Genomic DNA, 11,390 nt, shown 5'->3' with positions numbered 1-11,390 from the left:
CTCCTTATATACCCTATGGGGTATAATATATACCTATGGGGGTATGATGTCAACACGCAAAAAAAGACGGAGGTCGCCCCCCGCCTGATCAACCCTGAACGAATACTGATCTGGGTCGAAAAATCACTTGCGATGCTACACGATTGCTCTGTCACACTTAGTCTAAGAAGGGTCTACTGCTGGCTGGCCGCGATCGCCTGCTCCAGATCGTACAAAATATCGTCTATCGCTTCTGTCCCGACAGATAGGCGTAACAGCTCTGGTTTGACTCCGGCAGCGACCTGTTCTTCCACATTCAACTGCTGGTGTGTTGTGCTTGCCGGGTGAATAATTAAAGACTTGGAATCACCCACATTCGCCAAATGAGAAAATAGCTTTACATTCGCAATTAGCTTGCTTCCCGCTTGGCTTCCACCTTTAATACCGAAGGTCAGAATCGCTCCCTGTCCCTTTGGCAAGTATTTCTGAGCTAATTCGTAGGACGGGTGGCTTGGCAGCCCGGTGTAGCTGACCCACTCCACATCCTTGTGGCCTTCGAGATATTGCGCTACCTTCAAGGCATTTTGACTATGTCTCTCCAACCGCAGATGAAGTGTCTCCAAGCCCTGAAGCAGCAGCCATGAATTAAACGGAGAAATGGCCGCTCCCAAGTCCCGCAGCAATTGCACCCGTGCCTTGATAATATATGCGATAGGTCCCACCGCCTCGGTGTAAACAACTCCGTGGTAGCTCGGGTCCGGCTCAGTCAGTCCAGAGAAACGACCACTCGCTTTCCAGTCAAACTTGCCGCTGTCCACGATCACCCCACCAATAGACGTACCGTGTCCGCCAATAAACTTCGTTGCAGAATGCACGACAATGTCTGCTCCGTATTCAATAGGACGCAACAAGTAAGGACTTGGGAACGTATTATCCACAATCAGCGGAATACCATATTCGTGCGCAATCGCCGCTACAGCTTCCACATCCAGCACATTGCCCTGTGGGTTACCAATCGTTTCGGCAAATAATGCCTTCGTCTTATCCGTAATGGCATTACGGAAGTTCTCTGGATCATCCGAATCGACAAAATGTACTTTAATGCCCAATTTCGGCAGTGTCGTAGAAAATAGATTATATGTACCGCCATACAGACTGGAGGCCGACACAATCTCATCCCCAGCTCCCGCAATGTTCAGGATGGAGAATGAAATCGCCGCCGCTCCCGAAGCCGTTGCCAACGCGCCAGCCCCGCCTTCCAACGCGGCGATCCGTTGCTCGAATACATCCGTGGTCGGATTCATCAGACGCGTATAAATGTTGCCGAATTCTTTCAGCGAGAACAAATCAGCCGCATGCTCCGCATCCCGAAATCCATATGAAGTGGTTTGATACAACGGAACGGCGCGGGCAAAGGTAGTAGGATCAATTTGTTGTCCGGCATGGACAGCCAAAGTTTCGAATGACAGCTTGCGTTCTTCTGACATGATTATTTCCTCCCTTGTTATACGTGCTGTATGAATCGTCTCTTCCTGTATGCGTACTCATGGATGATTTTTCAATCATTCTCGCACAAAAAGAACGATTTGGGAAGATAATTCTCATTATTCAGGTAGGATATTATAATTTTATTGAAATATCAGGTTTCAGATCTGAAGGTTTTGCCCAAATGCTCACCCAGACCAAAATAATGACGGAAATTATAGATGAGTGGGCTCCACTTTGTCGGATCAATATGGTTCTCACCGAGGATGATATCCTGATGAACATGCACCTGTATGGCTTGAGTTTCGACGATCGCAAAATAAGGAGAATGGTTAGGGATTCTCACATCCTTCACCTTGGCTTCAATTTGAATAGGACATTCCCTGATTCGGGCGGGCTTGACCCTATTCGACTCAATCGAAGTTAGTCCGCTGATCTCATACTTATCTTTATGGTGCATAAATCCATTTTCCTTCTTTTCCGCTGGAACAGGATTCTTGCCTGTATAAGGAGCCAAACGTTCTACATTTTCCCACATGGAAGGACCCGGGACGTTGATTACACATTCGGGATGCCGCTCCATATTTTCTAATGCTTTGCCACCAATTCCAATACCTAGTACCACACAATCTCCTAATGCCCACGAGGAGGAAATGGGGCTAATATTGGTTGTTCCATCCTCATTCAGCGTGTTGAGTAAAATCACAGGGGTTCCGTAATATAAAATGCTAGGGTTAATCGTTTTAACGTCTGGGCTATGATTCATCTCATTCATCTGATGTATTGGGTTCATCATCTCTTCTCCTTCTATTCAGATCTACCTCCCTATTGTAAAATATAAATATTTCAACCTTCATCGAAGTATGGATTACAAAGGGGGATAACCGTGCCATGAGTACCAAGTCAAATGTAGCCATGATTGCTTCTCTTGTTAGCGAGCCTTCCCGTGCAGCTATACTCACCGCTTTATTAGACGGCAGGTTCCACACGGCAAGTGAATTGGCCCATATGGCAGGCATCAAACCGCAAACAGCCAGCTTCCATCTGGCAAAAATGACCGAGGCACAAGTCGTTACTGTGGAAAAACAAGGGCGGCACCGTTACTATGGCATTCAAGACCCCGAAGTTGCCCGGGTGATGGAGTCATTTTTATCCATAGCTCCGCCTGTCCCTATCCATTCATTCAAACATGCCTCTGAAAACGAGGCCCTACGGTTGGCAAGAACTTGCTACGATCATGTTGCGGGTCAATTAGGCGTACAGCTCATGAATTTTTTCATTCAAAAGGGGATTCTTTTCGAGGATCAGGACGGGCTTCATATCACGGAACCAGGAGAGGCTTTCTTCACTGACTTTCAGATTGATCTAAAAAAAACAAGACAAAAGCGCCGCTCCTTCTCACATAAATGCCTGGATTGGAGTGAACGACGCCATCACCTTGCAGGTGCTTTAGGAAGTGCTGTTCTAGACAGATTATTCGAATTAAATTGGATCGAGCGTCTGCCCACAACCCGAGCGATACGTATTACAGCCGATGGTAAAAGAGGTTTTAAAGAGATATTTTCGATAGAAGTCGACTAGATCGTCATAGTTCTAGTCCTTCTCTTATTCCGCATTGGATTTTATGATTGGAGACAAGGCCAGTTGTTTTCTCGTCATTGGACGGACATAGGCATAATTGTTTTTTGGAGCCTTTCCCTTTGCTACACCTGCTTTATATCTTCCAGCTCCAGCCGGGATGGCGACCAAGGTTCCGTACGTTCTCATCGCTCGTTCAATCGGGAAAGATGTAGAACGCGTTCCGTCTGTAGATCCGGCAAAATGGACCGCGGCCGCATAGTTGTTCAACCGATCGTTACTGTCATTCAACCATACGGAACCTGAATCTCCAGGCCCAGTTCGTCTCTGGGTAAAACGAATGACCGTTTGATCACGGAAAATCTTGATTCCCGAATCGCCTCTCACCCTTTGTTCCACGCCAATCGCCTCCACGACTCCTCTGGCAAAGCCGTTGGTTTTAGCCATTCTTTTAAACGTCATTCCCAGACGGTAGCTCAATAAGTGCCCGGGTACGGTAATGAGGCCACCACTCTGGTTAATCAGATACCTCGGGTTAAGCAGACTGTTTGAATTGGCAATAGCAATGAAAAAGGTGTGGGCTGGAAGCAAACGACTGCTTTTATTGATCAACCTTCCTTGAAGAAGTTTACCATTTCTTTAAATGATTGCTGAGCTGAGTGTACGTTATATCGGGGAGAGTACGGGTCACTGAATCCGTGCTGTCCACTGAATTTATGTACCCGGATATTACGGTTGTCTAAAGTTGAAATGAGCTCATCCACATTAAATGATGGTTCTTCCTGTGGGAAAAAAAGCAGTATTGGACCATGTGGAGCTATTTCTAAATAATTTCTAATACGAGAGCCATAGTATCCTACGATTCCATCAACATACTTTTCTTTACTACACAGCCAGGCAATCGTTGCCCCTATGCTAAAGCCGACGATAAATACCTTTTTATAACGAGCTCGATTACTTAATAATAAACTTTCGATATGATAGAAAGCGCGGTCAAATCCTACATTCTCCATAAAATTGGTGTAGGCAGTTTCCTCTTGAGAATAGTCATAAGGCGTTTCCTTGCCTAGTAAATTTGGACAAATGACGTCATAACCCTGATCCGATAATAAGCTACAAAAATTTTGTATATGCTGGTTAATCCCATAAATCTCATGCAGCACAACAATTAGGGTGTCCGACTTTTTATCTATGCTTATCATGTTGTCCCCCTAACCAGGATTGGATATGGAAAAATAATTCATCCGGATACGCGTATTTATACTTAGCTGCCACTTCCGAGGATAATCGTTTGAACAACTCAAAGGATACGACCAGTGCTTCCCAACTATGATTGGGATCATATTCCCCAAAAGATTTTTTCAAATCAGCAACGACATCTTGATCAGCCCATTCATTTATGAATTTCCCTGCATGCCAAGTATCATATTCCGATCCATGTACAGCTTTTGCATGCCACTCTATCATTTGCAGCAGTAATTGTTTACAGTCCATATCTCTTTGCTTAGCTACCCACAGATCATTGCGCAAAATTTGTTTAGCCACATAGAGAGAGGCGAAGCAATACATGTTAACAACCTGTAGATAAGCACCTTCAGATATCGGAGGAGTAACCGTGATCGTAGTGGTTTGAGGGATGATTTGGTTTCCATTTCCCGTCTTATCGAGCAGCATCCTGACCCCCCGCTGAAACCCTTCAGGAATACGTCCATTTTTGATTATATGATCCAGATCGGATGTATGACGGAATAGAAAATCAACCTCAGCCCCTTGGTCAAAGAGAACGAGTTTTTCCGGATCTCCTTTTGCCGTTCGAAACATAAAGCTGGTCCAAACCTTGCCGATGTTTAGTAACCATTGATCATTTTGAAGATAGTAATCTGGATTCGTTGAAAAGACGACTACATCCAAGTCAGAAAACTCATCAAAAGGTTTGTCCTCTCTTGCCCGGGACCCAACGATATAAACCGCAATAATTTCCTCATTAGAGATTCCCCATTCGGATATACGCTCCTCAAGCACTTCGTAAGCATTATTCATTACAATATATCCTCCTTTTTTAGAAAACATTATATCCAATCCAATAATTATGGTATATATTTTTAGTTAACATTCAAAGGAATGCTGCCTGATATACACCATTCATCAAATCATTTCCCAATCTTCATCCTGTGATATAATTCTTTCAATATTACAGTTTGGAAGGATGGTGCAGATGTCGGAGCAGCAAGTATACATCCGGTTCTCTGAGGAAACGGACGCCGCAGAATTGGCAGCAATGTACAAGCGCAATCAGGAGTTCTTTGATAAGTTTTCGCCAAACAACCAAGAGAAGTACTATACGGAGGAGTACCAGCTCCAGACGATTATTAAGAGCAAGACCGACATGATGGAGGATCGGAAATATTCCTTTGTGGTATGCCACAAGGAGGACGACCGGATTATAGGCAGCATAGGTCTATCTTTTGTGGTGAGAGGACCGCTTCAGAGCTGTATGATCGGATACAGCCTAGACCAAGCATATAACGGCAAGGGTTATACGACGGAGGCGGTGAAGCAGGTGGTTCGCTATGCTTTCGATGAGCTAAAGTTTCACCGGATCTTCGGGGAAGCCTCTCCTCGGAATCCAGGATCCATCCGTGTGCTTGAGAAGGCTGGCTTTCACAAAGAAGGCATTTCTCGAAGCAACGTAAAGATCAACGGAAAGTGGGAGGATCACCAGGTACTGGCGATTATAAATCCGTCTGAGGATATCTAGTTTAAAAGGAGGGTATTATGAAGTATCAATCCATCAAACTGCATGAAAAGTTATCTAAATTTAGTGATCATTGGTCTCCGAAAGTTATTGGTGAAATGAATGACTATCAATTTAAATTGGTGAAAATAGTTGGGGATTTTGTATGGCACGATCATCAAGATACCGACGAGGTCTTTATTGTACTTGAGGGCGAGATGTTCATTGATTTTAGAGATGGACGGGTACAGGTTTCTCAGGGAGAAATGTTTATTGTGCCTAAGGGAGTCGAACACAAGCCTTTCGCACATGAAGAGTGCCATATCATGCTAGTAGAGCCGAGAGGTGTAGTAAATACTGGAGGAGCGGAGTCAGAATTAACGGCAGTCAATGATATTTGGATTTAAAATGCAATAATGACAAGCTTTAATACAGAATAAACATACGTATTTTGTGCTAATTCGAGAAAGGAAAGGTATGGTGGATGATAAGAAACGCAGAATTTAAGAATAGTTATGCAGGATGGCGAGAAGTAGAAATAAAGGATTCCTCCCTAGGCATTACATTTCCCATGACGGTAATGTATCCAGCGGACGAGCCCGAACAAATAGAGCGATTGGGTCCATACCAGTTAGAGTTGGCGAGAGAGGCAGAGCCATCGGAAGGAAGGTTCCCTTTGGTTATCATCTCTCACGGTACTGGCAGTACGCCGCTTGCGTATCGGATTTTGGCGCAGCATTTAGCACGCAACGGTTTTATTGTCGGCATTCCAGAGCATCCATTTAACAATCGTAATGACAATAGTTTGGAAGGAACAGCCCAGAATCTTATCTATAGACCTAGACATCTTAATATGTCCACCGACTGGTTTTTTGATAGTATGCTGTTCAAGGACAAATTAATACAGAATGCTGTGTCGCTCATTGGACATTCCATGGGCGGTTACACGGCATTAGCAGCGGTGGGTGGCGTACCGACTTCTTTTCCTCACGAGACCCCGGATGGGAAACCTCAGCTTATAGAGGCTACACCAAATCACCGAGTAAAATGCCTCGTTTTACTCGCACCAGCGTCGGTCTGGTTTCGAGCTGAAGGTAGCCTACGTGCGGTTAATCTACCTATCTTAATGATGGATGCAGAGAAGGATCAGTACACTCCTTCTTTACATGCGCGTATAATATTGGATGGCGTGCCAGATCCTAAGAAGGTACAATATAAAACCGTAAAAAACGCCGGACATTTCTCCTTTCTGAGTCCTTTCCCGGAATCGATGAGGACTCCGGCATTTCTCCCATCGCAAGACCCTCCCGGCTTTGATCGCGAACATTTCCATAGGAAGCTTAATGCTGACATATTGGATTTTCTATGTACTCATACACGTTAGTTGGATGGCAACAGCGGCTGTCTAAGACTTTATTTTTTAAGTCTTGGTCTGCCGCTGTTTGATTTTTGTTCAGTCTAAAGCTTTATTTCCACTGGATATTTTACAGAAACTGTACTCCTTTTACTGGGCTCTCTCAGTGCATGATTTCTCTCTTATTCACCTTAACACCTGATAAGGATTGATCAAACATTTCGAGAATAAAAAGGAACCTCTCCGCTTCACGAAATACATGATCGGCCAATAAAGGATGGATAATGCTTTTTATTCGGCACTCGTCGATTAAATCGCGCGCTGTTTTCTTAAAATCACGCAAAGACTTCACAGAGACACGATTTTCATCAACAAATTGACTCAGAAGTGGAACGGTTTGTGACTGTGGCCGCATATGACTTAAATCAATCGCTTGAAACATCAGCATATCAAAATCATTACTAAACTCCCTAGCTTGTTCAACCAGTTTACGCTCGGATGGATCAAGCAAATGGCCTATAAATTTTGCGTGATCAGCCATGATTTTTAAGAAAAATACATTTTCATCAATAATTGCATCGGGTAATGGTTCAAGCTTTCCTGAATTGAGTTCCCCTAAACGATTTCTGAAATAATTGGCTTCCCGGCTTACGTGATCTACCAGTAAAGGAAAATTGGTTTGTCCAGGAAGCTTGCATTGTAATATAAGGCCCAATACCATTCTCTTAAATGCCCAAATATTCGTCGCCGCATTCTGAACTTCCGTATTAAACTCTTTGATTGTATAAGGATCTGTCTCGGTATTAAATTCATGCGACCTTTTCTCAATATCCTCAAAAATGGCGTAGAACCGATTGGCTTCTGTTTTAAGTTGAGTATCCTCCGCTCGAAAACCTAACCCCAGAAAAAAGGAATGCTCCTTCATGATCCTGGACCAAAATCGTATTTCATCTAATGAGCGTGAAACGAATGCATCCAATCATATCCCTCCTCTATGTGAGCAAAAAAGCACTTACTTAGTCATATGGGATATGCCTTGTCATTATGAATATCGAATCCTACGCCTCATACAATCTAATTCCGAAGTTGAGCTATTGTGACTCGTAACTCTGTTGCCTTATTTATGTACGTGAAATATTTCTCTATACTGGCTATTGACCGTCGGAGTTATTAGTTATTCTGGGTCCTCTCCTGATACTAGGTCTATTCGAAATTCAAGCTGGTCTCGCATAAAAATTTTACCCGCTATCTTAACTGATTCTGGCTTAACCTCCTCTATTACTCCCCCATAATCCTCAAATGTCACACGCAATTCCTCATCAACGGATACAACGTATACATGTGCCTGGACCAAAGCAGCTCCAAACAACTCCATGTCTGTCTTCATTACTTTATATGTGCGTTTCACGATGATCACCTCAAATATTCCATTCGGTGAACAGTATAACAACTCCTTCTATGACAAAAATTTCTTTATGTTCGTGTTAGCCTTTGTTCTTTACGAGATTCAACTGAATGTCATAGCGATCCTCTCCTTCCAACCACAGCAGTTCGTTAAGCAAAAAAGTCATGCCATCCATTGAGCGTAGCTGGTCAATGGTTTCCGAAACAACCTCCATGAGGTCACGCTGAATGCCTTCTGCCAATTGCAGCCCACCACTGTCTCCATCGACGAATAAGCGTGTATGTTCGGGGTGTTCTATTCTGCGTACATGACGCATCCACAAACGTCCGTCCTCAATGTGAAAGAAGTAGCGTCCACCATAAAGCACACCTTCATATATTTCATACATATATAAATGGTCAAAAGGTCCATATACCATTGCCGCCCATTCTAGTATGGTTGATTTAGTCTCCATTTTTATGCACTCCTTCGTAGTGTTATCCGTCCAACTTGGTAAGGGTACCTGATCGTAATGATAGTGAATCGCTGCTACATAACCCATTAGGTAAGAAGGGAATTTAGTTTTTTGCTATAGAGGGAGTAATTGAAGCTACCACAATTCAACATATTTATATCGAAAATACATTGTTATAAGCAAAATTGGGATTTAAAATGCTAACAGCTGTGTTCATCGCATCAAGAATATATACATGCCTCATGTTCACTCACGTAGAATTGCAGATTTACTTGCTGTACAATAGGAAAGAATCACTCTGATTAGATGCGTATTTTCGACACTACCTTATCATCAACGATGACAATAACGAGATTGCTACCATCGCATAAATCAACGTTACAGTTTAACGTTATTTCGTTATTCATAATATAACCATATAACGTTATTGTCAACATCTTTTTGCGTTATCTTTTAGTTTCACTTAAAATCAACACAAGCATAACTAAGCAAGAATCAAGGGGAAGGAACGGTCGGTTATATGTCAAAAAAAGCTATAATCGTGGTCAAGCTTGGAAAGATTCTGGAGTCAAAAGGAATGACACAAGGGACTTTATCTCAGTTAACAGGGCTACGCCCAAGTACCATTAGTGAAATTGTCCGTGGCTCCCGTAGTGTTTTGAATAAAGACCATCTGGCAAAGATTATTGAGGTACTTGAAATTACAAATATCGGGGACATTATTGAAATTGATTACATATCAAATGCCAAGGAAAGTACTGAATAACCCAAAAAGGACCGCAGATGCTGAGGGTCCTTTTTACGTTGGGACAAAGCTTCTATTATTATCGAAAAGGACATTTTGTCGATAGTAAAATAAACTTTAAGCTGAATCCATCGTTTACTAAAACAATAGAAATAAATCCCAAACACGTGTTCTTACTTAGCAAATAGTGATACAAAAACAATTAAATTAGATACTCCCACAACTAAACTGGACGCGAATTGCTCGTATAATATTATTGTAGGAACCTTCGTTATTGAAGATCATTAAATATACCCTCGAACAAAACAGAATCACCAGAAAAATAATAGCTAAAAGACACCATTTGAGAATAAATAATCTCCATATAATTCGTTAAGCCCTTCTATCTCAAAGTATCCGATCATTATCTCAAAAATTCAAAACCTAAATTAACCCTTTATTTATATATATAGTAATTAATGTTTAGACAATCCTTTTTGGCTTTTGTATGTTTAATGAGCAAATAAAACAAAAGGGGATTTAACATGAAAAAAATATTTTTCTCGCTATTATCTATCTTTTTATTAGCATCTGTGTTTGCAAGTTCTTCTTTTGCTAGCTCAAGTGATGTTAACTTAATCCCAAAAATGTCAGGGAACAACATTCCCTCTGGAATCGCTAGTGCTAGCAGTAGTTATAGTGATAGTCATCAACCATGGACCGTTTTTGATCAATTCATTAATGATAACGGATGGTCTACAGCTGCAAATGGCATCCCTGGATGGATTGGTTACCAATTCGAGAAACCAGTTGTTGTAAACAAATATGTATTACAAGCTCGTGGAGGCAATTATTACAAAGCCGAATCTCCAAAAGATTGGACTTTTGAAGGCTGGGATGGAACATCATGGATCATTCTTGATACACAAAAAAATCAAAGTAATTGGGACCAACCTGTAAAAAAAGAATTTACATTTAGTAACACAAAAGAATATATAAAGTATCGTCTAAATGTATCAATGAATAATGGGCAAAATATTCTGACTCTTGGAGCTTTTGAAATGTATAATACTAACCCAGTTGCTCCACCTACAACACCAGACCCATCTACAAAGCCGGATCCATCTACAAAGCCTGATCCTTCTACTACGCCGGATCCTTCTACAACACCTGATCCGTCAGATACAGATGGGGCCTCCCAACCAACTGGTGATCGCGCCATTCTGACTGTAACGATGGACAATGGATTTGATAAAGAATTCGATCTGAGTAAAAAAGAACTCAATGCCTTCATCGCTTGGTATGACGCTAAAGATGCTGGTAGAGGTGCCTCTTTCTTTGCCATTGACAAGCACAATAACAACAAAGGTCCATTCAGCAATCGCAAAGACTACGTAATCTTCAACAAAATTCTCACATTTGAAGTAAGCGAATATTCAACTAAATAAACATATGAAGGGCTTCATGTCGGCTAACATGCCGATGAAGTCCTTCTTTACATTTACTGTAATCTCGAGATCACGCCCAAATTGCTGTACTGGACGATACATTATTTCTAGACTAAAGGTTTGCAAATCGTTTGTTTCAATAAAAAAAGCACGGCTTCCAAAAAGCCTGGAAGCTGTGCTTAAGTTTAATAAAATACTCTCGAATGAGTGACCGTGAAGTACAATTCAG

The 11,390-nt window shown here is 42.1% G+C and carries 14 protein-coding genes; 6 read left to right on the top strand and 8 right to left on the bottom strand.

Annotation, left to right across the window (positions count from 1 at the left end):
* Positions 1–173: 173 nt before the first annotated feature.
* Both MHI21_RS02840 and MHI21_RS02835 read right to left on the bottom strand, forming a co-directional pair.
* Positions 174–1,466: a homocysteine synthase gene (locus MHI21_RS02840; RefSeq protein ID WP_341162401.1), complete on the bottom strand. Its 1,293-nt coding sequence runs from the start codon at positions 1,464–1,466 to the stop codon at positions 174–176.
* Between the two features lie 152 nt (positions 1,467–1,618).
* Positions 1,619–2,257, bottom strand: a complete 639-nt coding sequence (locus MHI21_RS02835) for a flavin reductase family protein (protein WP_341163734.1) — start codon at positions 2,255–2,257, stop codon at positions 1,619–1,621.
* A gap of 98 nt (positions 2,258–2,355) precedes the next feature.
* On the opposite strand from MHI21_RS02835, the gene MHI21_RS02830 reads away from it, so the two are divergent.
* Complete coding sequence (locus MHI21_RS02830; RefSeq protein ID WP_209940884.1) at positions 2,356–3,045, top strand: winged helix-turn-helix domain-containing protein; 690 nt, start codon at positions 2,356–2,358, stop codon at positions 3,043–3,045.
* A 24-nt stretch (positions 3,046–3,069) separates the two neighbouring features.
* Here the strand turns inward: MHI21_RS02830 and MHI21_RS02825 are convergent, their stop codons facing one another.
* From MHI21_RS02825 to MHI21_RS02815, 3 genes are read right to left on the bottom strand one after another with little or no spacing between them, the layout of a single operon-like run.
* Positions 3,070–3,654, bottom strand: coding sequence for a hypothetical protein (locus tag MHI21_RS02825; protein WP_341162402.1), 585 nt, complete (start codon positions 3,652–3,654; stop codon positions 3,070–3,072).
* Entirely contained in the window at positions 3,651–4,244 is a 594-nt protein-coding gene (locus MHI21_RS02820; RefSeq protein ID WP_341162403.1) for a dienelactone hydrolase family protein, read from the bottom strand. Before MHI21_RS02820 ends, MHI21_RS02825 begins: the two co-directional genes overlap by 4 nt.
* Entirely contained in the window at positions 4,228–5,082 is an 855-nt protein-coding gene (locus MHI21_RS02815; protein ID WP_342419392.1) for an aminoglycoside 6-adenylyltransferase, read from the bottom strand. The genes MHI21_RS02820 and MHI21_RS02815 overlap by 17 nt, the downstream gene beginning before the upstream one ends.
* 175 nt (positions 5,083–5,257) lie before the next feature.
* Here MHI21_RS02815 and MHI21_RS02810 point away from each other — a divergent pair, with 175 nt between their 5' ends.
* The 3 genes from MHI21_RS02810 (at position 5,258) to MHI21_RS02800 (ending at position 7,160) form a co-directional block, all read left to right on the top strand.
* On the top strand, positions 5,258–5,800 hold the full coding sequence (locus MHI21_RS02810; protein WP_061830017.1) for a GNAT family protein: 543 nt from the start codon (positions 5,258–5,260) through the stop codon (positions 5,798–5,800).
* A 17-nt stretch (positions 5,801–5,817) separates the two neighbouring features.
* Entirely contained in the window at positions 5,818–6,183 is a 366-nt protein-coding gene (locus tag MHI21_RS02805) for a cupin domain-containing protein (protein WP_023986767.1), read from the top strand.
* Between the two features lie 77 nt (positions 6,184–6,260).
* A complete protein-coding gene (locus MHI21_RS02800; RefSeq protein WP_342419391.1) occupies positions 6,261–7,160 on the top strand; it encodes an alpha/beta fold hydrolase in 900 nt (299 codons plus the stop codon).
* Between the two features lie 133 nt (positions 7,161–7,293).
* On the opposite strand, the gene MHI21_RS02795 is transcribed toward MHI21_RS02800, so the two are convergent.
* From MHI21_RS02795 to MHI21_RS02785, 3 genes are all read right to left on the bottom strand, one after another.
* Positions 7,294–8,109: a DUF2935 domain-containing protein gene (locus MHI21_RS02795; RefSeq protein WP_342419390.1), complete on the bottom strand. Its 816-nt coding sequence runs from the start codon at positions 8,107–8,109 to the stop codon at positions 7,294–7,296.
* 195 nt (positions 8,110–8,304) lie between these two features.
* Positions 8,305–8,538 carry a hypothetical protein gene (locus MHI21_RS02790; protein WP_342419389.1) on the bottom strand — a complete coding sequence of 78 codons (234 nt, stop codon included), beginning with the start codon at positions 8,536–8,538 and terminating at the stop codon, positions 8,305–8,307.
* Positions 8,539–8,614: 76 nt separating this feature from the next.
* Positions 8,615–8,989: a hypothetical protein gene (locus MHI21_RS02785; RefSeq protein ID WP_061830020.1), complete on the bottom strand. Its 375-nt coding sequence runs from the start codon at positions 8,987–8,989 to the stop codon at positions 8,615–8,617.
* 520 nt (positions 8,990–9,509) lie between these two features.
* Between MHI21_RS02785 and MHI21_RS02780 the strand changes: the two genes are divergently transcribed.
* Positions 9,510–9,755, top strand: coding sequence for a helix-turn-helix transcriptional regulator (locus tag MHI21_RS02780; protein ID WP_061830021.1), 246 nt, complete (start codon positions 9,510–9,512; stop codon positions 9,753–9,755).
* Positions 9,756–10,258: 503 nt separating this feature from the next.
* A complete protein-coding gene (locus tag MHI21_RS02775; protein WP_342419388.1) occupies positions 10,259–11,161 on the top strand; it encodes a discoidin domain-containing protein in 903 nt (300 codons plus the stop codon).
* Positions 11,162–11,390 lie beyond the last annotated feature (229 nt).

Origin of the sequence: Paenibacillus sp. FSL H8-0168 (genome assembly GCF_038592955.1) — a bacterium.
Taxonomy (GTDB): Bacteria; Bacillota; Bacilli; order Paenibacillales; family Paenibacillaceae; genus Paenibacillus; species Paenibacillus polymyxa_B.
This window is presented reverse-complemented; position numbering and strand designations above follow the sequence as displayed.

Bases quoted from the DNA above. Each gene is read 5' to 3' on its own strand.
- MHI21_RS02840 (WP_341162401.1), bottom strand. From the start codon at position 1,466: ATGTCAGAAGAACGCAAGCTGTCATTCGAAACTTTGGCTGTCCATGCC.
- MHI21_RS02835 (WP_341163734.1), bottom strand. From the start codon at position 2,257: ATGAACCCAATACATCAGATGAATGAGATGAATCATAGCCCAGACGTT.
- MHI21_RS02830 (WP_209940884.1), top strand. From the start codon at position 2,356: ATGAGTACCAAGTCAAATGTAGCCATGATTGCTTCTCTTGTTAGCGAG.
- MHI21_RS02820 (WP_341162403.1), bottom strand. From the start codon at position 4,244: ATGATAAGCATAGATAAAAAGTCGGACACCCTAATTGTTGTGCTGCAT.
- MHI21_RS02815 (WP_342419392.1), bottom strand. From the start codon at position 5,082: ATGAATAATGCTTACGAAGTGCTTGAGGAGCGTATATCCGAATGGGGA.
- MHI21_RS02810 (WP_061830017.1), top strand. From the start codon at position 5,258: ATGTCGGAGCAGCAAGTATACATCCGGTTCTCTGAGGAAACGGACGCC.
- MHI21_RS02805 (WP_023986767.1), top strand. From the start codon at position 5,818: ATGAAGTATCAATCCATCAAACTGCATGAAAAGTTATCTAAATTTAGT.
- MHI21_RS02800 (WP_342419391.1), top strand. From the start codon at position 6,261: ATGATAAGAAACGCAGAATTTAAGAATAGTTATGCAGGATGGCGAGAA.
- MHI21_RS02785 (WP_061830020.1), bottom strand. From the start codon at position 8,989: ATGGAGACTAAATCAACCATACTAGAATGGGCGGCAATGGTATATGGA.
- MHI21_RS02780 (WP_061830021.1), top strand. From the start codon at position 9,510: ATGTCAAAAAAAGCTATAATCGTGGTCAAGCTTGGAAAGATTCTGGAG.
- MHI21_RS02775 (WP_342419388.1), top strand. From the start codon at position 10,259: ATGAAAAAAATATTTTTCTCGCTATTATCTATCTTTTTATTAGCATCT.